Source organism: Pseudomonas sp. S3_C06 (assembly GCF_054667675.1).
This window is the reverse complement of sequence record NZ_CP162747.1, coordinates 5,800,302-5,821,447: the sequence shown is the minus strand read 5'-3', so window position 1 is coordinate 5,821,447 and position 21,146 is coordinate 5,800,302. Positions and strand designations below refer to the sequence as shown.

Annotated in this window: 17 protein-coding genes and 4 tRNA genes; 9 read left to right on the top strand and 12 right to left on the bottom strand. The window is 58.5% G+C overall.

Translation table 11 applies throughout. The annotated features are described in order from the left end of the window. The first annotated feature begins 20 nt into the window (after positions 1–20). Positions 21–1,154, top strand: a complete 1,134-nt coding sequence (locus AB4N44_RS25945; RefSeq protein WP_460111679.1) for a catalase family protein — start codon at positions 21–23, stop codon at positions 1,152–1,154. On the opposite strand, the gene AB4N44_RS25940 is transcribed toward AB4N44_RS25945, so the two are convergent. The 5 genes from AB4N44_RS25940 to AB4N44_RS25920 form a co-directional block, all read right to left on the bottom strand. Further along, complete coding sequence (locus tag AB4N44_RS25940) at positions 1,155–2,519, bottom strand: hypothetical protein (RefSeq protein WP_460111489.1); 1,365 nt, start codon at positions 2,517–2,519, stop codon at positions 1,155–1,157. A gap of 205 nt (positions 2,520–2,724) precedes the next feature. Further along, positions 2,725–2,801, bottom strand: a tRNA-Asp gene (locus AB4N44_RS25935). Positions 2,802–2,820: 19 nt separating this feature from the next. Then, a tRNA-Val gene (locus AB4N44_RS25930) sits at positions 2,821–2,896 on the bottom strand. 191 nt (positions 2,897–3,087) lie between these two features. Continuing rightward, positions 3,088–3,164 (bottom strand) — tRNA-Asp (locus tag AB4N44_RS25925). Positions 3,165–3,183: 19 nt separating this feature from the next. Further along, positions 3,184–3,259 (bottom strand) — tRNA-Val (locus tag AB4N44_RS25920). Positions 3,260–3,418: 159 nt separating this feature from the next. Between AB4N44_RS25920 and rdgC the strand changes: the two genes are divergently transcribed. From rdgC to sugE, 3 genes are all read left to right on the top strand, one after another. Continuing rightward, positions 3,419–4,339, top strand: a complete 921-nt coding sequence (gene rdgC, locus AB4N44_RS25915) for a recombination-associated protein RdgC (protein WP_127926381.1) — start codon at positions 3,419–3,421, stop codon at positions 4,337–4,339. A gap of 148 nt (positions 4,340–4,487) precedes the next feature. Further along, complete coding sequence (locus tag AB4N44_RS25910; RefSeq protein ID WP_077571745.1) at positions 4,488–5,453, top strand: bile acid:sodium symporter family protein; 966 nt, start codon at positions 4,488–4,490, stop codon at positions 5,451–5,453. Between the two features lie 119 nt (positions 5,454–5,572). Then, the gene (gene sugE, locus AB4N44_RS25905; protein ID WP_122597317.1) at positions 5,573–5,887 is read left to right on the top strand and encodes a quaternary ammonium compound efflux SMR transporter SugE; all 315 of its coding nucleotides are present in this window, start codon (positions 5,573–5,575) and stop codon (positions 5,885–5,887) included. Positions 5,888–5,984: 97 nt separating this feature from the next. Here the strand turns inward: sugE and AB4N44_RS25900 are convergent, their stop codons facing one another. The 4 genes from AB4N44_RS25900 to AB4N44_RS25885 all read right to left on the bottom strand — a co-directional run bounded on the left by AB4N44_RS25900 (position 5,985) and on the right by AB4N44_RS25885 (position 10,766). Next, positions 5,985–7,859 carry an MFS transporter gene (locus AB4N44_RS25900; protein WP_150752245.1) on the bottom strand — a complete coding sequence of 625 codons (1,875 nt, stop codon included), beginning with the start codon at positions 7,857–7,859 and terminating at the stop codon, positions 5,985–5,987. Between the two features lie 99 nt (positions 7,860–7,958). Next, on the bottom strand, positions 7,959–9,110 hold the full coding sequence (locus AB4N44_RS25895) for a TDT family transporter (protein WP_160038863.1): 1,152 nt from the start codon (positions 9,108–9,110) through the stop codon (positions 7,959–7,961). 105 nt (positions 9,111–9,215) lie between these two features. Then, positions 9,216–9,527 carry a cupin domain-containing protein gene (locus AB4N44_RS25890; protein ID WP_316917881.1) on the bottom strand — a complete coding sequence of 104 codons (312 nt, stop codon included), beginning with the start codon at positions 9,525–9,527 and terminating at the stop codon, positions 9,216–9,218. A gap of 51 nt (positions 9,528–9,578) precedes the next feature. Continuing rightward, the gene (locus tag AB4N44_RS25885; protein ID WP_150752243.1) at positions 9,579–10,766 is read right to left on the bottom strand and encodes an MFS transporter; all 1,188 of its coding nucleotides are present in this window, start codon (positions 10,764–10,766) and stop codon (positions 9,579–9,581) included. Between the two features lie 91 nt (positions 10,767–10,857). On the opposite strand from AB4N44_RS25885, the gene AB4N44_RS25880 reads away from it, so the two are divergent. Continuing rightward, the gene (locus tag AB4N44_RS25880) at positions 10,858–11,400 is read left to right on the top strand and encodes a TetR/AcrR family transcriptional regulator (protein WP_150752242.1); all 543 of its coding nucleotides are present in this window, start codon (positions 10,858–10,860) and stop codon (positions 11,398–11,400) included. A gap of 222 nt (positions 11,401–11,622) precedes the next feature. Then, complete coding sequence (locus AB4N44_RS25875) at positions 11,623–15,093, top strand: hybrid sensor histidine kinase/response regulator (RefSeq protein WP_127926376.1); 3,471 nt, start codon at positions 11,623–11,625, stop codon at positions 15,091–15,093. Between the two features lie 20 nt (positions 15,094–15,113). Here AB4N44_RS25875 and AB4N44_RS25870 read toward each other — a convergent pair whose 3' ends face one another. Together AB4N44_RS25870 and AB4N44_RS25865 are read right to left on the bottom strand one after the other, a co-directional pair. Next, entirely contained in the window at positions 15,114–16,478 is a 1,365-nt protein-coding gene (locus tag AB4N44_RS25870; protein WP_177413894.1) for a DNA recombination protein RmuC, read from the bottom strand. A 175-nt stretch (positions 16,479–16,653) separates the two neighbouring features. Further along, complete coding sequence (locus AB4N44_RS25865) at positions 16,654–16,977, bottom strand: SEL1-like repeat protein (protein WP_127926374.1); 324 nt, start codon at positions 16,975–16,977, stop codon at positions 16,654–16,656. A 962-nt stretch (positions 16,978–17,939) separates the two neighbouring features. On the opposite strand from AB4N44_RS25865, the gene AB4N44_RS25860 reads away from it, so the two are divergent. The 3 genes from AB4N44_RS25860 to AB4N44_RS25850 all read left to right on the top strand — a co-directional run bounded on the left by AB4N44_RS25860 (position 17,940) and on the right by AB4N44_RS25850 (position 20,338). Further along, the gene (locus tag AB4N44_RS25860; protein WP_034156218.1) at positions 17,940–18,164 is read left to right on the top strand and encodes a hypothetical protein; all 225 of its coding nucleotides are present in this window, start codon (positions 17,940–17,942) and stop codon (positions 18,162–18,164) included. A 273-nt stretch (positions 18,165–18,437) separates the two neighbouring features. After that, positions 18,438–18,920: a hypothetical protein gene (locus AB4N44_RS25855; RefSeq protein WP_127926373.1), complete on the top strand. Its 483-nt coding sequence runs from the start codon at positions 18,438–18,440 to the stop codon at positions 18,918–18,920. Between the two features lie 146 nt (positions 18,921–19,066). After that, on the top strand, positions 19,067–20,338 hold the full coding sequence (locus AB4N44_RS25850; RefSeq protein WP_127926372.1) for an OmpP1/FadL family transporter: 1,272 nt from the start codon (positions 19,067–19,069) through the stop codon (positions 20,336–20,338). Between the two features lie 199 nt (positions 20,339–20,537). Here the strand turns inward: AB4N44_RS25850 and AB4N44_RS25845 are convergent, their stop codons facing one another. After that, complete coding sequence (locus AB4N44_RS25845; protein WP_007919788.1) at positions 20,538–21,098, bottom strand: glutathione peroxidase; 561 nt, start codon at positions 21,096–21,098, stop codon at positions 20,538–20,540. Positions 21,099–21,146 lie beyond the last annotated feature (48 nt).

Genomic DNA, 21,146 nt, shown 5'->3' with positions numbered 1-21,146 from the left:
CCTTCAAGAAAGAACAGTCACTGCTGGCCAGAATCTGGTTATGGCTTGGGCGTCTGCTTGGCAAAGCGCTGCTGATAGCGCTCGCCATTGGCCTGCTCGGCTGGGCCATCGCCGCAGCATGGTTTGCCTGGCAACACCGCGGCCCGGTGTCGGCGCTGGAACAGATTCCACCCGGCGAAGCGGCAATGACCCAGGACGTGATCCAGACCGCCGTGCGCATCGTCGATCAGCATCGCGAAAGCACACGGTATCTTCGCGACGCCCATGCCAAGGCCCATGGCTGTGTGAAGGCGCAAGTGCAGGTGCTGCCGGAACTCGCGCAGTCGCTGCGACAGGGCGTGTTCAGTGAGCCAGGCAAAACCTGGCAAGCGATGATTCGTCTGTCCAACGGCAATGCCTACCCGCAGTTCGACAGCATTCGCGACGCCAGGGGTATGGCGATCAAACTGCTCGACGTTTCCGCAAAACAGCTGCTCGGCAACCGCCAGGCACAGCCTGAACAGGACTTCGTGATGTTCAGCCACCCGAACTTCTTTGTCAGTGATGTCGCCGAGTACCGTCAGAACGTGGCGGCACAGGCTGAAGGCAAAAAGGTCATGGCGTTTTTCCCCGGATGGGATCCACGCACCTGGCAGATCCGTCATTTGTTTATTGCACTGGCAACCTTGTCGCCGCCGCCGGACAGCCCGACCGGGACTACCTACTTTTCAGTTTCGCCCTACAAATTCGGTGAGGCGAATGCAAAGTTCCGGGTCGCGCCGGATCCGGACAATTGCCCTGCGTACACATTGCCCAAACAGAACCACGACCTGCCGAACTTCCTGCGCAGCGCGTTGAATCAGCAGTTGTCGACGGATCGCGTGCCGGCCTGTTTCGTACTGCAGATCCAGCGTCAGGATGCCCATCAATACATGCCGATCGAGGACACCAGCATCGAATGGCGCGAGCAGGATTCGCCCTTCGAAACCGTCGCGCGGATCACTTTGCCACCGCAGGATTTCGATACTCCGGCGCTGAATCTGCAATGCGACAATCTGGCGTTCAACCCGTGGTTTGGCATTGAGGCGCATCGACCGATCGGCGGAATCAACCGGTTGCGCAAAGCGGTTTACGAGGCCGTCAGTGACTATCGCCATCAGCGAAATGGCGAGTGATCATTGTGTAATGGCAGTGGCTGATGCGCGGATCCTTCCAGTGTCGGGCCAGGTTTTGCTTGCCAGCAGGACGCTGAGAATGCCGGCGCTCGCCACTTTGTCGACCAGCATCTGCGGTGTGATCGCACCTGAGATTATTTTCTGCTCGAGACTGTCCGCCAACTCAACGAGCAACGCCCGGACCTTGGGCATTATTGGCTTGGCAAAACGCAGCACCGCCCCGTCGGGGGTGACGACAAATAAACGTTGATGCGGTGCCACGCTGACACGTTCCAGACCGACCTTGAGATCCGCTGCAGAAAAGAAATTCTGCTGAAGTTCCGCCTCACGAGGTGCCAGGAGCGCCGCAGGCAGAGGCAGGATTGAATGGTAAAGGCCATGCATCCGAAACTCGCGAGGGATCAATGGCGTGCCCTGCCGCCCCTTGGGAAACATTCGCTCTTGGTCAAAGGTGGCGTAATCACTGGAAACCGGCTCGGTGACGATAAAGAAGTCACTGACATTATGTTTAAGAATGAAGCCTGTGTTGGGCAGAACAGCGGTCGGCGCAGGCAATTGGTTTCGCAGGTAGAGCGCAACATCCTTGGCATCGCGAAAAATCGGCCCGAAAATCGGCATTGATTCGATTTTAGCCGGCACCTGCAGAAGGTCCGCCCTCCAACTGGCTTTGAGCTGCCCTCGGCGCCGCCAAAGATCACCGTTTACCACGACCCTTACATCCCCGGCCGCCAAAGCCAGCAAGATCCACAGACTGCTGGGAATCGAACCATTTTCATACAACGTCTCGAATTGTCGTGGCTGACCATCATTTTTCCTGGAAAGCCGGGGCGCTAGCTCCTGTTCAAAAGGCCGATTTTTCGATGTGTAGGAAAGCAGGCCACCGTTACGTGCGGCCAGATAACATTTTGAATATTTACGATGCGAACTCATCACGGCCGACAAATCCGCTATCGCGAAAAAACGAGTGCGCTGAATCCATTCGGCGGTGGCCTCATCAATACCTTGAGCTTTGACAGGACGGGCGTGAAAACTTGCTTCGAGAGTGAGACCACTCGGGATAATCAGCTCCCCCGCTACGCCGACTGTTACAGCCGGTGTGCCGCTCTGAACGGATACCGTGGCGCCCGGATGATTATCGGCAGCGGTTATTGGCGCTTCGATAAGCTGTGCGCAAATGAATCGCGCATCGCGAGTTTTCAGAATGAATCCATTGAACTCACTGTTTCGCGGATGCTTCAACAGAGCGTGCAGGCATGCCGCGGCGTCATCGCTCGAAAGAAAGGCTGGGCTGGACGACAGAAAGGACAACGCCTGCACATCATCGGCGACGGGCGGAGCAAGGGTTTCAGCAGGATTTGCAGACATTGGGGCAGCTCTCGTCAGGCAATGGGTTTGATTTCATGACGGCAGAGAGTCATGAAAAACATCGCCCATTCTCCGAAAGCGGCACGCCCGGCAGGCACTACATAGTTATACGCAGCGAAAAATCACCCAAACGCCAGACAGCAAAAAGCCCGCACAAGGCGGGCTTTCTGTGGAATCTGGCGTTCAGTGTTCCAGATTCCGAATATGGCGCAGCGGACGGGACTCGAACCCGCGACCCCCGGCGTGACAGGCCGGTATTCTAACCGACTGAACTACCGCTGCGCGAAACGCTTGAAACGAATGGTGGGTGATGACGGGATCGAACCGCCGACATTCTGCTTGTAAGGCAGACGCTCTCCCAGCTGAGCTAATCACCCTTCGCTTCGTTACGGGACGCATTATGCCACAAGTTTTCGTAAAGTGTTGATTTAATTGAAGTTTTTTTCAAATAAATCCGAAAACCGGTGAAACGACACATCCCGCGGGTACAACCTTGGAGCAGAAAAAAACCCGCCTTGGCGGGTTCTTCCGTGGTGACCTGGCGTTCAGTGGTCCAGGTTACCGAATATGGCGCAGCGGACGGGACTCGAACCCGCGACCCCCGGCGTGACAGGCCGGTATTCTAACCGACTGAACTACCGCTGCGCTAAACACTTGAAACGAATGGTGGGTGATGACGGGATCGAACCGCCGACATTCTGCTTGTAAGGCAGACGCTCTCCCAGCTGAGCTAATCACCCTTCGCTTCGGTGTGGCGCGCATTCTACGGAGCGACCCAACCTCTGGCAAGCACTTTTTTAAATAATTTTCTCAGGCCTTCCAAAGGCTTAGAGAAGGGTTGGCCTATGAGACGGCGAAGACAATAATGCCCCCCTTTGTATAAAGGAGAGACTCACCCCATGTGGTTCAAAAACCTGCTTATCTATCGCCTGACCCAAGACCTGCCTGTCGATGCCGAGGCGCTGGAAACTGCACTGGCCACCAAACTGGCGCGTCCATGTGCAAGCCAGGAGTTGACCACCTACGGTTTCGTCGCGCCGTTCGGCAAAGGCGAAGATGCTCCGCTGGTGCACGTCAGCGGTGACTTCCTGCTGATTTCCGCGCGTAAAGAAGAACGCATTCTGCCAGGCAGCGTCGTGCGCGACGCGGTCAAGGAAAAGGTCGAAGAGATCGAAGCCGAGCAGATGCGCAAGGTCTATAAGAAGGAACGCGATCAGATCAAGGATGAAATCATCCAGGCGTTCCTGCCGCGCGCCTTTATCCGTCGCTCGTCGACCTTCGCCGCCATCGCGCCGAAACAAGGCCTGATTCTGGTCAACTCGGCCAGCCCGAAACGCGCCGAAGACCTGCTGTCGACCCTGCGCGAAGTAATCGGCACCCTGCCCGTCCGTCCGCTGACGGTAAAAATGGCACCGACAGCCGTCATGACCGAGTGGGTCACCACGCAGAAAGCGGCCGATGACTTCTATGTACTGGACGAGTGCGAACTGCGCGACACCCACGAGGACGGCGGCATCGTCCGCTGCAAACGTCAGGACCTGACCAGCGAAGAAATCCAGCTGCACCTGAGCACCGGCAAAGTCGTTACTCAACTGTCGCTGGCCTGGCAGGACAAACTGTCGTTCATGCTCGATGACAAGATGACCGTCAAACGTCTGAAGTTCGAAGATCTGCTGCAGGATCAAGCGGAACAGGACGGCGGTGATGAGGCACTGGGGCAACTGGACGCCAGCTTCACCCTGATGATGCTGACCTTCGGCGACTTCCTGCCAGCGCTGGTTGAAGCGTTGGGTGGCGAAGAGACTCCGCAGGGGATCTAACGCCTTGTGATGTCCAAACTGTAGGAGTGAGCCTGCTCGCGATGAGGGACTGACATTCAACTAATGTGTTGATTGAAAGACCGCTATCGCGAGCAGGCTCACTCCTACATTTGTTTTGTGTTGTTCATTTAATAATAAGGATCAGGCCATGCGCGCACTGGCTGCACTGAGCCGCTTTGTCGGCAATACCTTCGCTTACTGGGTTCTGATTTTCGCGGTGATTGCGTTCCTGCAACCTGCATGGTTCCTCGGCCTGAAAAGCGCGATCGTACCGTTGCTCGGGCTTGTCATGTTCGGCATGGGCCTGACCCTCAAACTCGACGACTTCGCTGCCGTTGCCCGCCATCCGTGGCGCGTGGCGCTGGGCGTGGTTGCACATTTCGTGATCATGCCCGGCGTGGCGTGGTTACTCTGCCAGGTGTTTCACCTGCCGCCGGAAATCGCCGTCGGGGTGATTCTGGTCGGCTGCTGCCCGAGTGGTACTTCTTCCAACGTCATGACCTGGCTGGCTCGCGGCGACCTGGCATTGTCGGTGGCCATCGCTGCCGTCACCACCCTCCTCGCCCCGCTGCTGACGCCGGCGCTGATCTGGCTGCTGGCTTCAGCGTGGTTGCCGGTGTCGTTCATGGAGCTGTTCTGGTCGATCCTGCAAGTGGTGCTGCTGCCGATCATTCTCGGTGTGGTTGCCCAGCGTTTGCTCGGTGACAAGGTTCGTCACGCAGTGGATGTATTGCCGCTGGTGTCGGTGGTCAGCATCGTGATTATCGTCACCGCCGTGGTGGCCGCCAGTCAGGCGAAAATCGCCGAGTCCGGCCTGTTGATCATGGCCGTGGTCATGCTGCACAACAGCTTCGGTTATTTGCTGGGCTATTTCACCGGGCGCCTGTTCAAGTTGCCGTTGGCCCAGCGCAAATCGCTGGCGCTGGAAGTGGGCATGCAGAATTCAGGGTTGGGCGCGGCATTGGCCAGTGCGCATTTTTCGCCGTTGGCGGCGGTGCCGAGTGCGCTGTTCAGCGTCTGGCACAATATTTCCGGCGCACTGCTGTCGACGTACTTCCGGCGTATGAGTGAAAAGGAAGATCGCGAAACACTGGCGCAGCGAGCGGCTGACTGACCTCGAAACTTGATCCCCGGGTTAATGCTCGTCAAACTATTGCGCAACGCGGGGACGACCCTGCGGCTCGATCGAGTCATTAATCTGGGGACGACCCCGTCAATCGATGGAGGTCTTTCATGTCCTGGATCATTCTGTTTTTCGCCGGCCTGTTCGAAGTCGGCTGGGCCGTCGGCCTGAAATACACCGACGGTTTCACCCGCCCACTCCCCACCGTTCTGACCATCGCGGCCATGGCCATCAGCCTGGGCCTGCTGGGTCTTGCGATGAAGGAATTGCCGCTGGGCACGGCCTATGCGATCTGGACCGGTGTTGGTGCCGTGGGTACGGTGATTGCCGGGATTATCCTGTTTGGCGAATCAATGGCGTTGATTCGCCTGGCCAGTGTGGCGTTGATCATTACCGGGTTGATTGGCCTTAAGGTCAGCGCTTAGGCATCTACCGCAATCGCGAGCAGGCTCACTCCTACAGGGAAACGCATTTCAAATGTAGGAGTGAGCCTGCTCGCGATAACGCCAACACAATCAGCGACTATCTGACTGCCCCGCGCAACTCCCCGACCAACACCTGCAACTGCGCCGGCACAGCCGCTTCAACGTCCACCGGCGATCCCGCCACCAACGTCACCCGCGACCACAACCGCCGAAATACACCTTTATTCGGATCGCGACTGAAGAAACTCCCCCACAACCCCTGCAACGCCAACGGAATCACCGGCACTGGCGTCTCCTCAAGAATCCGCGTCAGCCCGCCCCGGAATTCGTTCATCTCGCCATCGGCAGTCAACTTGCCTTCCGGGAAGATGCACACCAGCTCGCCGTCCTTCAGATACTGAGCAATGCGCGTGAAGGCCTTTTCGTAAATCTGGATGTCTTCATTACGTCCGGCAATCGGAATCGTCCCCGCCGTGCGGAAGATAAAGTTCAACACCGGCAAGTTGTAGATCTTGTAGTACATGACAAAGCGAATCGGCCGACGCACCGCGCCGCCAATCAGCAAGGCGTCGACGAACGACACGTGGTTGCACACCAGCAATGCCGCGCCTTCATCGGGAATCGCTTCAAGGTTGCGGTGCTCGACGCGGTACATGGAATGGCTGAGCAGCCAGATCATGAAGCGCATGCTGAACTCGGGGACGATCTTGAAGATGTAGGCGTTGACGCCGATGTTCAGCAGCGACACCACGAGGAACAACTGCGGGATCGACAGCTTGGCCACGCTCAGCAGCACGATCGAGACGATGGCTGATACCACCATAAACAACGCGTTGAGAATGTTGTTGGCGGCAATCACCCGCGCCCGCTCGTTCTCGGCGGTACGTGACTGGATCAAGGCATACAGCGGCACGATGTAGAAACCACCGAAGATGCCGAGGCCAAGAATATCGACCAACACCGCCCAGGTGTGCACGAAGCCCAGCACCTCGATCCAGCTGTGGCCAGTGACACTGTCGGGAATTCCGCCGGAGTGCCACCACAGCAGCAGGCCGAACACAGTCAGACCAAATGAGCCGAACGGCACCAGACCGATCTCGACCTTGCGCCCGGACAGCTTCTCGCAAAGCATCGAACCCAGCGCGATACCGACCGAGAACACAGTGAGAATCAGCGTTACAACAGTTTCATCGCCGTGCATCCATTCCTTGGCGTAAGCCGGAATCTGCGTCAGATAAATCGCCCCGACAAACCAGAACCACGAGTTGCCGACAATCGAGCGTGACACCGCCGGAGTCTGGCCCAGACCGAGTTTCAACGTCGCCCACGACTGGCTGAAGATGTTCCAGTTCAGGCGCATTTCCGGGGAGGACGCCGCGGCACGGGGAATGCTGCGGCTGGCCAGATAGCCCAGCACGGCAATCCCGACGATTGCGCAGGACACCAACGGCGCATAGTGACTCGAAGACATGATGACCCCGGCACCAATCGTCCCGGCGAGAATTGCCAGAAACGTGCCCATTTCCACCAGGCCGTTGCCGCCAACCAGTTCATCCTCGCGCAGCGCCTGCGGCAGGATCGAGTACTTCACCGGCCCGAACAGCGCCGAGTGCGTGCCCATGGCGAACAGCGCCACCAGCATCAGCGACAAGTGATCGAAGAGGAAACCGACCGATCCCACGGCCATGATCGCGATTTCCGCGAGCTTGATCAGACGGATCAGCGCGTCTTTGGCGAACTTTTCGCCGAACTGCCCGGCCAGGGCCGAGAACAGAAAAAATGGCAGGATAAACAGCAGCGCACACAGGTTGACCCAGATCGAACGGTCACCCTCGATGGTCAGCCGATAGAGAATGGCGAGGATCAGTGACTGCTTGAACACGTTGTCGTTGAAGGCGCCGAGCGACTGCGTGATGAAGAACGGCAAGAAGCGCCGGGTGCGCAGCAGGTTGAACTGTGAGGGGTGACTCATCTTCCGTGTTTCCCTGATGTTTAAGGTAGAGAGGCCTGGGTACTGCTTATTGGATTCTCGAACCGCGATCCAGGCCACACCTTACCTAAACTTTTCAGGTTATTTCTTCAAACCTGCGATGCACGGCGAGACAAACAGCTCGCCACGCCAGGCGCCTTGCACCGTGCGTTTACCGACGATCAGCCACATCACCGCCAGCAACATCACCAACAGCGTGCCGACGACGCTGAAAAACGTCAGGTTCAAGGTGCTCGCCAGTTTCAGGGTTGCCAGCGAATACACACCCAACGGAAAGGTAAATCCCCACCAGCCAAGGTTGAACGGGATGCCGTCACGCAAATACCGCACGGTGATCAGCAACGCCATCAGCATCCACCACAGACCAAAGCCCCACAGCGTAATCCCTGCAATAAGTCCAAGACCCGAAGCGATTTCGCCGATGCCCGGTAGACCGTTTGCCGCGAAGATCGCTGGCGCATCACCGCCCAGCAGCAACATGCCCAGCGCACCGGTGCCGATCGGGCCGAGGGCCAGCCAGCTCGAGGCAGCCATGTTTTCGTGGGGCAGTTTGTGCAGGGCCATGCGCAGCAGCAGGATCGTCAGAATGCTGAACGCTACCGGTAGGGAAAAGGCCCAGAGCACGTAGCTCGTTGTCAGTACCACCAGTTGCGAGTGAGCATCGGTGAGATGCGGCGCAAGCAGACCACCACTGGCCGCCGCCACTTCGGCTGCGACTACCGGCAACAGCCAAACGGCGGTCATCTGGTCGATGCTGTGTTCCTGACGGGTAAACATCATGTACGGAATCAACACGCCGCAAGCCAGCGACATGGCCACATCGATCCACCACAGCACTTCGGCGAGATGAATCACACCGTCGCCCCAACGCGACAGACCAAACAACAGAAAGCCGTTGATGATCGTCGCCAGGCCCATCGGAATCGTGCCGAAGAACATCGATACCGTGGAGTGACCGAAGATCCGCCGCGCTTCATCGAAGAACAAGATCCAGCGCGCGGCATAAGCAGCGGTAAACAGGCTGAACAACAGAATGTTGAACAACCACAAACCTTCGGCGATGGCGTGCAGGCCTGGAATGGCCAAAGGCAATTGCGCCAGCGCCAACGCCAGCACACCGGTGCCCATGGTGGCAGCGAACCAGTTCGGGGTGAACTGGCGGATCACTTCGCGCGGATGCTGAAGCTGGCGGAACGGCTTGATGCCGGGTTTGGCGCTATTGGGGCAAATCATCATGAACTCCTGTCCTCTGGTGAGGTTGAGCCCATGGTAGAACCGAATCGAATATCTATATAACGGGTAATATCTCTAACTGTTATCTGTTTTACCAATAAGCGGTTATACGCTGCCTTCGCTCTCGATCACCAGAATCCGCGCTGCGCCCTGCGGATGGGCGACGTGCTCGGTGCCGACGCTCGCGTAGAAGATGTCACCAACGTCGAGCTGCACCTGTTTTTCTTCGCCCAGCTCGCGGTAACGCATGACCACTTGGCCATCGAGCACCACAAACACTTCCTCGCCGTCGTTGATGTGCCATTTGTACGGCTGATCGGTCCAGTGCAGGCGCGTAGTGATGCCGTTCATGTTGGCGATGTCCAGCGCGCCCCAAGCGCGCTCGGCAGTGAAGGTCTTGCTGCGAATAATCTTCATGAGTCGATCCGTGAGAACAGGGCTGGCCAAGGCTAACCGAAACCGCAACGCTTATGGAGCGCTGCACGCCTTGGCTGCCACGGGACGCAGGCTGAGCAAAAGTGCGCCGACGGCCAGCACAATCAACACCGCACCGTAACCATCGGTGGTCGCCAGCAAACCGTAATTGCGCGACAAGTGCCCGGCGAGCAACGCCGGCAGGCAGAACGCCAGATAACTGAGCACGTAATAGGCTGCCATCAATCCTGCTCGTTCATGGGGCAAAGCCAGCGGTACCAAACTGCGCACGGCGCCGAGAAATCCCGAACCGAAGCCGCAACCGGCCACCAGCGTACCGAGGAAAAACAGCGACAGACTGGCGCTGTGTACACCCAGCAGAATCAACACCAGGCCGATCGGCAACAGGCTCGCGCCCAACTGCAACGCCCTTGTCGCGGGACGATTGCGTAGCGTGAAAATCATCAATGCTCCGGTCACCGTCAGGGCTGCCACGGTTGCGCCGCCGATCAGATTGGAAGTCGAACCGGTGGCGGTGCGCACCAGCGAAGGTGCCAGCGACGCATAGAAACCACCGAGCGCCCAGGTCGCGGTGTTCAATGGCAACACGCGCCACAACGTCGAGCGCGCCTGCACCGGCACGTGCAAGGTCGGGCGCAACGAAGCCCACGCCCCGGCTTGCGGGGTGACGCTTTCCGGCAAGCGCCACACATACACGCCCTGCAAGACGAACAGTGCGAGCAGCAGCCAATAGGTCAGTTGCAACGGCGCCGGCGCAAACTCGGCCAGCAAACCGCAGCCCATACCGCCCAATGCCATACCGAGCAACGGTGCAACACTGTTGATCAGCGGCCCTTGCTGACGATCGGTGTCGAGCAATGTCGCGCTTAAAACAGCGGTGGCCATGCCGGTGGCAAACCCTTGCAGGACTCGCGCGCTGATCAGCCATGCGACGCTGTCGGCGTAGATAAACAGCAGCATCGCCAAGGCGTTGAGCAACACGGCGGTGAAGATCACCGGTTTGCGTCCAAGGTGATCGGACAGCGAGCCGACGGTTAATAAGGCCGCCAACAGACTGAGCGCATAAACGCCGAAGATCAGCGTCAGCACCGCAGCCGAGAATTGCAGTTGATCCTGATACAGGTGATACAACGGCGTCGGCGCGGTGGAGGCGGCGAGAAAACTGAGTAAGGTGATCGCCAGAAACCACAGGCTGGAACGATTGGAAGCAAGGCTGGTCATGTGCACACTCCGCAAAAGCTAATTTTTTGCTTTTGCGGAGTGTGCTACCGCTTCGCGCTTAAAGCAAATTCTTTGTGTTAAGGTCTGCGCCATGGCTATTAAAGAAGGTTTACGCCCCGGCGGCCGCAGTGCCCGGGTGCAAGATGCAATTCATTCGGCAGTCCGCGCGCTTCTGCAAGAACAGGAGCGTTCGACCGTGACCGTCCCGCAAATCGCCGCACGTGCGGGGGTTACGCCATCGACGATTTACCGGCGTTGGGGTGATCTGTCCGCGTTGCTAGCAGACGTCGCCCTCGCCCGCATGCGCCCGGACAGCGAACCGGCGCAAACCGGCAGCTTGCGCAGCGATATCCGCGCGTGGGCCGAGCAGTATCTCGATGAGATGAGTTCGGAGCCTGGGCGCAACATGATGCGCGACGTGCAGGCGAGCGCTACGCCGGGCTATTGCGTGACGATCATTGGCGCGCAGTTGCAGACAATCATTGAGCGGCACCCGGATGAAGTGGCGCCGAGCGTTGATCGGTTGATCAATCTGGTGGTGGCGCCGGTGGTGTTCCGGATTCTGTTTTCGGCGGCGGCGCTTGAAGTGGAAGAATTGCATTATCTGATCGATATCGCGCTGCGGCTGGACTGACGCCATCGCGAGCAGGCTCACTCCTACAGGGGAATGCATTTCAAATGTAGGAGTGAGCCTGCTCGCGATGAGGCCTCAAGAGTCACCACCAAAACCACCCGGTTCCGCCCCTGCGACACCCCGCCACGCCACGACCTTGGTCGACACTGACTAACCGCCCCGCGCATGCGAGACTGTCCGCCCGGGCAGGAGTGCCGGGGAGTCTTTTGTCGGGAGTGTTGCATGTCGTTGTCCACCGGGCTGATCGCCGCCGTCGCCCTGGCCTATATGGCCATCATGTTCGCCATCGCCTTCTACGGCGACCGACGCAGCGCGCCATTGCCGCCGCGTATGCGTGCCTGGGTGTACAGCCTGTCGCTGGCGGTTTACTGCACCAGCTGGACGTTCTTCGGTGCGGTCGGCCAGGCAGCCGAACAACTGTGGTCATTCCTGCCGATTTACCTCGGACCGATCCTGCTGTTGGTGGGCGCGCCGTGGGTCCTGCAGAAAATGGTGATGATCAGCAAACAGGAGAACATCACTTCGATCGCTGACTTTATCGCTGCGCGTTACGGCAAATCACAATCGCTGGCGGTGGTCGTGGCGCTGATCTGCCTGGTCGGCGTCCTCCCCTACATTGCCCTGCAACTCAAAGGTATCGTCCTCGGCGTGAACCTGTTGATCGGTGCCGGGGCAGACGCCATGGGCACCCGCGCCCAGGACACCGCGCTGATCGTGTCGCTGGTGCTGGCGCTGTTCACCATCGTTTTCGGTACGCGCAACCTCGACGCCACCGAGCACCACCGCGGCATGGTCCTGGCGATTGCCTTTGAGTCGCTGGTCAAACTGTTCGCCTTTCTCGCCGTCGGCGCCTTCGTCACGTATGGGCTGTATGACGGTTTCGAAGACCTGTTCAACCAGGCCATGCTCGCCCCGCGACTTGAGGAATACTGGAAAGAAACCATCAACTGGCCGTCGATGGTGGTGCAGACCGGCGTGGCGATGATGGCGATCATCTGCCTGCCCCGGCAATTTCACGTCACCGTGGTGGAGAACATCGATCCGCAGGATCTGCGTCTGGCCAAATGGGTGTTTCCGGCCTACCTCGCACTGGCTGCTTTGTTTGTAGTCCCGATCGCTTTAGCCGGTCAGATGATGTTGCCCAGCGACGTACTGCCAGACTCCTTCGTGATCAGCCTGCCCTTGGCGCAGGCGCATCCGGCACTCGCGATGCTGGCGTTTATCGGCGGCGCGTCGGCGGCCACGGGCATGGTGATTGTCGCCAGCGTGGCGCTATCGACCATGGTCTCCAACGACATGCTGTTACCGTGGTTGCTGCGCCGCAATAACGCCGAGCGCCCGTTCGAAGTGTTCCGTCAGTGGATGCTCTCGGTGCGCCGGGTGAGCATCGTGGTGATTCTGTTGCTGGCGTACGTCAGCTATCGCTTGCTCGGTTCAACGGCGAGCCTGGCGACCATCGGCCAGATCGCTTTTGCAGCCGTCACGCAACTGGCACCCGCCATGCTCGGTGCCTTGTATTGGAAGCAGGCCAACCGTCGTGGCGTTTTTGCAGGTTTGGCCGCCGGCACTTTCCTGTGGTTTTACACACTGATCCTGCCGATCGCCGCGCACAGTCTCGGCTGGTCATTGAACAGTTTTCCGGGGCTGGCGTGGCTGCACAGCAATCCGCTGAATTTGCCGATCACCCCATTGACCCAAGGCGTGGTGCTGTCGTTGGCCGGCAACTTCACTTTGTTCGCCTGGGTCTCGGTGCTGTCGCGTACGCGCGTCTCGGAGCACTGGCAGGCCGGGCGTTTCATCGGTCAGGAAATCAGCGCCCGCCCGAGTGCTCGCTCGATGCTGGCGGTGCAGATCGACGATTTGCTGCAATTGGCCGCGCGCTTTGTTGGTGAAGAACGTGCGCGCCAGAGCTTTATTCGCTTCGCCTATCGTCAAGGCAAAGGCTTCAACCCGAACCAGAATGCCGACGGCGAATGGATTGCTCATACCGAGCGTTTGCTGGCCGGTGTTCTCGGCGCTTCTTCGACGCGCGCTGTAGTAAAAGCCGCCATCGAAGGTCGGGAAATGCAACTGGAGGACGTAGTCCGCATCGCCGACGAAGCTTCTGAAGTGCTGCAGTTCAACCGCGCGCTGTTGCAAGGCGCGATCGAAAACATCACCCAAGGTATCAGCGTGGTCGACCAGTCGCTGAAACTGGTGGCGTGGAACCGCCGCTATCTGGAACTGTTCAACTACCCGGACGGTTTGATCAGCGTCGGCCGGCCGATTGCCGACATCATTCGCTACAACGCCGAGCGTGGTCTGTGCGGCCCCGGTGAAGCCGAAGTGCACGTTGCCCGCCGTTTGCACTGGATGCGCCAGGGCCGCGCCCACACGTCTGAGCGGCTGTTCCCCAACGGCCGGGTGATCGAGCTGATCGGTAACCCGATGCCCGGTGGCGGTTTCGTTATGAGCTTCACTGATATCACCGCGTTCCGCGAAGCCGAACAAGCGCTGACCGAGGCCAACGAAGGGCTGGAGCAACGGGTCAGCGAGCGCACTCAGGAACTGTCGCAACTCAACGTCGCGTTGACCGAAGCCAAGGGCACCGCCGAAGCCGCCAACCAGTCGAAAACCCGCTTCCTCGCGGCGGTCAGCCACGACTTGATGCAGCCGCTGAACGCCGCCCGACTGTTCTCCGCCGCCCTCTCCCATCAGGACGACGGTTTGAGCAGCGAGGCGCAGAAACTGGTGCAGCACCTCGACAGCTCTTTACGTTCGGCCGAGGATTTGATCAGTGATCTGCTGGATATTTCCCGACTGGAAAACGGCAAGATCAACCCGGATCGCAAGCCGTTTGCGGTCAATGAGCTGTTCGACATTCTCGGCGCCGAGTTCAAGGCATTGGCGCAGGAACAGGGTTTGACCTTTCGAGTGCGCGGTAGTCATTTGCGCATCGACAGCGACATCAAATTGCTGCGACGCATTTTGCAGAACTTCCTCACCAACGCATTCCGTTATGCCAAAGGCCCGGTGTTGCTGGGCGTGCGCCGACGTGGCGGCGAACTGTGTCTGGAAGTGTGGGATCGCGGGCCGGGGATCCCGGAAGATAAACAGCAAGTGATTTTCGAAGAGTTCAAACGCCTCGACAGTCATCAGACCCGCGCTGAAAAAGGCCTCGGCCTGGGTTTGGCAATTGCCGATGGTTTGTGCCGGGTGCTCGGTCACACCTTGCGGGTGCGCTCGTGGCCGGGGCGCGGCAGTGTGTTCAGTGTCAGCGTGCCGCTGGCCCGCTCACAAGCCGTGCCGGCCAGCGCCGCCGTCGAATTGAATGGCAAGTTGCTGAGCGGCGCGCAGGTGCTGTGCATCGACAATGAAGACAGCATTCTGATCGGCATGAACAGCCTGCTGAGCCGCTGGGGCTGCCAAGTGTGGACGGCGCGCAATCGTGAGGAATGTGCGGCACTGTTGAGTGAAGGCGTACGACCGCAACTGGCGCTGGTCGACTATCACCTCGACCACGGTGATACCGGCACCGAGCTGATGGCGTGGTTGCGCACCACGTTGGGCGAGCCTGTGCCGGGGGTGGTGATCAGTGCTGACGGGCGACCGGAGATGGTTGCGCAGGTGCATGCGGCGGGGCTGGATTATCTGCCGAAACCGGTGAAACCGGCGGCGTTGCGGGCGTTGTTGAGTCGGTACTTGCCGCTATAGAGGCTGCGATCTTTTGATCTTTATTCAGGGAGTTCGACAAGACCATCGACATCGGTCATCGCCCGCTCCAGCAAATCTGCCGGCAAGCTCTTGCTCGCCCGCGCACCAAGCAATTTGAGCTGCTCACTGCGACTGACCAGATTGCCGCGCCCCTCGGTGAGCTTGTTGCGCGCTGAACTGTAGGCTTTATCCAGCTGTTGCAGACGATTGCCAACCTCGTCCAGATCCTGAATAAACAGCACGAACTTGTCGTACAGCCACCCGGCGCGCTCGGCGATTTCCCGGGCGTTCTGGCTCTGACGCTCCTGCTTCCACAGACTGTCGATCACGCGCAAAGTCGCCAGCAAGGTGGTCGGGCTGACGATGACGATGTTTCGGTCGAAGGCTTCCTGAAACAGCGATGGCTCCGCCTGCAACGCCGCCGAAAACGCCGCTTCGATCGGCACGAAGAGCAAAACGAAATCGAGGCTGTGCAGGCCTTCAAGGCGCTTGTAATCCTTGCCGGCCAGACCTTTGACGTGATTGCGCAACGACAGCACGTGCTGCTTGATCGCGATCTGCCCGAGGGTGTCGTCGTCGGCAGCCACGTATTGCTGATAGGCGGTGAGACTCACCTTGGAGTCCACCACCACTTGCTTGTCGCCCGGCAGGTAAATGATCACGTCAGGCTGGAAGCGCTCGCCGTCCGGGCCTTTGAGGTTGACCTGAGTCTGGTACTCGCGGCCCTTCTCCAGACCGGCGTGTTCGAGCACACGTTCAAGAATCAGCTCGCCCCAGTTACCTTGGGTTTTCTGGCCTTTGAGGGCGCGGGTCAGGTTGGTCGCTTCGTCGCTCAAACGCAGGTTGAGCGCCTGCAACCGTTCAAGCTCCTTGGCCAGCGAGAAGCGCTCGCGGGCCTCGGCCTGATAACTTTCTTCCACACGTTTTTCGAAGGACTGAATGCGTTCCTTGAGCGGATCCAGCAACTGGCCGAGCCGTTGCTGACTGGTCTCGGCAAAGCGCTGCTCACGCTCATCGAAGATCTTGCCGGCCAGTTCGGCAAACTGCGCACGCAGTTCATCGCGCGAACCTTGCAGGTCGCTGAGGCGTTGCTGGTGGCTTTCCTGCTGCTCACGCAGCTCGGCGTTCAGCGAAGCGGCCTGGGCGTCCAGACGGCGCAGCTCGGCTTCCTTGTTCGCGCGCTCGAGGTTCCAGGCGTGGGAGGCATCGCGGGCGTCGTCGCGCTCGATCTGCAACAGTTCGACTTCCCGGCGCAGGGCCGCCAGGTCAGCCTGTTTGGCGGCGTTGGCCTGGCCAAGATCGGCGATTTCATCACGGCTGGCGTCGAGCTGCGCGTTGAGTCCGTCCTGCGCCAGTTGCGCCATGGCCAGCCGTTCTTCGAGCAAAGCGACCTCGGCCTGGCCGTTGCTTGCCCGGCGTTGCAGTTGCCAGGCCAGCGCCAATAGTGGCAGTCCCGCCCCTGCAAGCCCCAGCAAGACGCTGGTCAAGTCCATAGCCATAGCCACTCCCGCCGATCTTATAAAGCCTGAAGGTTAACCAAGGCGTCAGGTCTTGGACAGCTCAGTCTTCGAGCAGACCGAGTTCCTGTTGCGCGCGACGGTCGCCGGCGCGGGCGGCCTGACGCAGCAGATCCTGACCGATGCGACGATCCCGTGCGTTGCCACACTCACGGCACATCAACTGCCCAAGACGGCTTTGCGCAGCCACCACACCTTCTCGTGCCGGTTGCTTGAGGAGGCGGCCAGCAAGGTGCTTGGCATTATGACTGTCGCTCAGGCGCGGGCTGTCGAGCAACCACTCGGCGACGCGAACAGTAAATCGCTTGGGCGGGGTAACAGGAGGAGGTTGTGAGGTAACAGAGTCTGATACTGAGCGAAACTTCATAAAGCACTGTGGGACGAATCGGAAGGCGCGCCACTCTACTCTCTTTTTCTTACAGGTAAAGTCGAAAAACAACCCGGCACGCCCGTCCTAGAGCAAGCGCTCGGGACAATCCACAGAAGCTGTGGATAACTCAGTGGACAACCGCTCTCCAACCCTCGCAAAGCCTTATGGAATGGGGCTCGCAGTCAAACTGACGATTTTTTCACCAACAAAAAAAAGCGATGTTTTTCATTGACTTAAACTTTCGATGCAGGCAGCCATCGGGGTCAGGATTGATGTGACAGTGCCGTTACAGCTTGCGCAACTAATGTGCACAAGTACCTGTTACCCGGTTATATCGGTGCGCTTTTTCGGGTCGTTTTGGCAGTCGGTCTGGGGATAAGCCAGTCTGGCGCACGCTTTGATGAAGATATCTTCACCGACCGGCGGTCAAAAAATGCGCCAATTACGCGCAATCAAGCGGCTCGCAAAGCAGACTCGGTCAGTCACTGCAATCTTTTCCCACAGGAAGTTTGCGTTACCGGTTTCGATCCGTTAGTATCCGCGGCGTTAGTACCAAGCTGAAAGTCAATTCCGGTCGAATACATCCCCACGGTCAGCCTTCTACAAAGAAGACCTACCGAAAAAAGCGGGAACGACCCCTCGATGGTTTCCAGGTAAATCTTGCGACAACACTGCCTTCCAATGATGCGAAGGGTGTTGCGAAGACCACTTACTCTGACCGAACCAACCTGCAAATTGATCAGGATCTTCACCCCGGGCCCAGAACCTTTGCCCTCGTTGTGCTGCCTGCCCTCCTAAGTACCTACCTGCCAGCCCAAGCGCGCCAACTTAATAGCGCTTCAAACTGGCTGCTTTGTTCCAGTCGGGTTCTTCGTTCGACCAATGGTGGTCGACGTTACTGGAACGTTTTAACGTTGCACGGTTCTTATCCGTGTCATTTGTAGGAACACCTAATAACTATGTCTACTCAAATCCACACTCAGGATGCCATTCGCACCCTAACCAACGCTTTTGCACCAATGAACTGCCTGATCATGGCCGCTCGCAAAGGCTGCTTCAGCTTCACACTGGTCAACGAACACGGTATCGCCCGCCACAGCGAGCGTCTGTACCCCGATCAGTACTCCAGCGCCGAACCGCTGCAGGCCGTGATCGACCGTACACGTCAGGCATTGATTGCCTGAGAGCCGAAAAGGCTGCAAAAGCAAAAGCCTCGCACAAAATGCGGGGCTTTTTATTGCCCGATGTTTCACTTTTTGCCCTTGGCGCCTAAGCACCAACGGGTATAACGGTTATAACTCGAAGCCGGAAATATTTTAAAAACAGGCCTTTACGTCGCGAATATGACACTACACTTCAACTCAAGCGGCGTGATCCGCTTACGGCGAGCCTGAACCGATCCATTGCTGCCAAGCCCCCTTCAGGACTCGCCATTCCTAACAAGATCCGAGGGTTTTATGGGTATCGCTGCCAGCGAACTGTGTCGATATGTGATCCGTCCAACGCTGATCTATCTGGGACGTCACTGCGCCACCGCCGAATCATTGCTGCTGGGCATCGCCGCCAGTCAGTCAGCCCTCGGATCCGCCCTGCATGACCGTCGTGGCCACGGCCTCTACCGCATCGCCGAGCATCGCCATCAAGCCCTGTGGGATGACTATCTGGCGCTCGATCCGGAACGTGCCAGCCTGGTTCGCGGCCTCGCCAGTCAGCATGCATTCCTGACTGGTCCGCACCTGGAACTGACGGTCAATCTGCGTTACGCCACGGCCATCGCCTGGCTGCTGGTGGAAGAACAAAACCCCACCCTCCCCGATCCGAACGATTTGCTCGCAATGGCGCGTATCTGGCGTCAGACCTTTCAACCCCAGGGTCGTCTGCGTGATTTCACTTATGCATGGCGCACCTGTGTTTCACCGGTGAATCAGGTCGCGTGCTGACTGACCGGTTTCCGAAGATCTGCCAACAGGTGGCGAATCTGGTCTGATTGTCCTACAAAACCGCTCTAACTCAAGGCATACGGGCTATGGCGCTGGGACGAAAATGTTGGTAATTTTCGCCCCGGTGATCACCAGGAGTTCTAATAATGAAAAAAGTCATGCTCAAAACCACCCTTAGCCTCGCCGTTACCCTCGCCTCCACGCAAATTTTCGCGGCCGGCTTTGCCCTCAACGAACAAAGCATCAGTGGGATGGGGACTGGTTTTGCCGGGCGATCTTCTTCTGCCGACGACGCAAGCACTGTTTATGGCAACCCTGCCGGCATGTCGCGCATCAAGCGCGAACAGGTTACCGGTGGCGTAGCCGTTGTCGATGCTCACACCGATATCAGCAATGCCAGTTCCAGCCCCAATGGCGGCAGCAACAAAGGCGACATGGTGCCCCTCACCGCTGTACCTATGGGCTTCTACGTCAAACCAATCGATGAGCATTGGGCATTCGGCCTCGGTGTTTATGTGCCGTTCGGCCTGATCACGGATTATGAAAACGGCTTTGCCGGCCGTTACTTCGGCAGCAAGTCCGAAGTGCAGGTCATCACTTTCCAACCGACCGTCAGCTACGCCTTCAACGACAAAGTGTCGATCGGTTTCGGCCCAACCATCAACCGCATTGACGGTGCGCTGGAATCCAACCTGTCGATCACTCAAGCCCTGCCGGACGGCAAGGTCAAGATCAAGGGTGACGACACCGCACTGGGCTACAACGTCGGCCTGCTGGTACAAGCCACCGACACCACTCGCGTGGGCCTGACCTATCACTCGAAAGTCGACTACAAGCTCGAAGGCAACACCAAGGTCAACTACGGCGCACTGGCCGCAGTCGGCCTGGGCTCCAGCCAGAAGTACGACGCTTCGTTGAAGATCACCACACCTGAATCGGTCGACCTCTCGGTTACCCAGGCGATCAACGATCGCTGGAACGTGTATGCCGGTACCACCTGGACCCGTTGGAGCCAGCTGGAAAAAATCACCGTGAAAAACTCTGGCGTTCAGCCGCTGCTGGCCGGCCAGTTCGGTTCGATCAACGAAGACCAGAACTGGCATGACTCCTGGGCTTACGCCGTGGGTACTTCGTACCAGCTGAACAAGGAATGGGTACTGCGTACCGGCCTGACCTTCGACCAGTCGCCGACCAATAACGAAGACCGTTCGCCACGCATTCCGACTGGCGACCGCACTATCTTCAGTATCGGTGCCGGCTGGAGCCCGACCGACGACCTGACCATCGACGTCGCTTACTCGTACCTGAAGGAAGAGTCGGTGAAGATCCGCAACGAAAACAATCGTGGCCAGACCTACGACGCCAAGTATGAAAACTCGGCAAACGGTTTCGGTGTCGGCGCGACCTACCGCTTCTGATGCTGCATGGCGAGGCTGACCCCTCGCCCACAATAAAGCCCCGCTCTCTTTGCAGAGGCGGGGCTTTTTTATGCCTGAAATTTGTGCGACCTGTAGGAGCTGTCGAGTGCAACGAGGCTGCGATCTTTTGATCTGTTTTTTAAAGTCAAAAGATCGCAGCGTGCCGCAGCTCCTACAAAATCATCGCCGGCCTTCGGATTCAAGGCTTCAGCGGTTTCGAGGCGATGGCCTTCTCGATCGCGGCGATAAATTCCGGATCATCAGGCTTGGTCAGGCTGGAGAAATTGGCGATCACCTTGCCCTGGCGATCGACCACATACTTGTAGAAATTCCACTTCGGCGCGCTGCTCTGTGCCGCCAGCACTTGAAACAGATGCGTCGCGTCATCACCACGAACCTTCTGCGGCTCGGTCATGGCGAACGTCACGCCGTAATTGGCGTAACAGACCTTGGCGGTCTCGGCGCTGTCCTTGGACTCCTGCTTGAAGTCATTGGAAGGCACACCGAGCATTTCCAGCCCTTGACCTTCGTAGCGCTTATGCAGCGCCTCCAGGCCTTCGAACTGCGGCGCGAAACCGCAGAAGCTCGCGGTATTGACCACCACCAACGGCTTGTCGGCGTACTGCTTGCACAAATCGATGGATTCCTTGGCTCGCAGCTTGGGCAGCGAGCCTTGCAGCAATTCGGGACAGTCAGCGGCCTGGGCCAAACCAGTCAACGCCATCAACAACGCGGGAACAGCACACCAGCGCATCAGCATGTCGAACATCCTTGAGCAGTCGTCAGAGTTTGACGTTACTCGCCATGC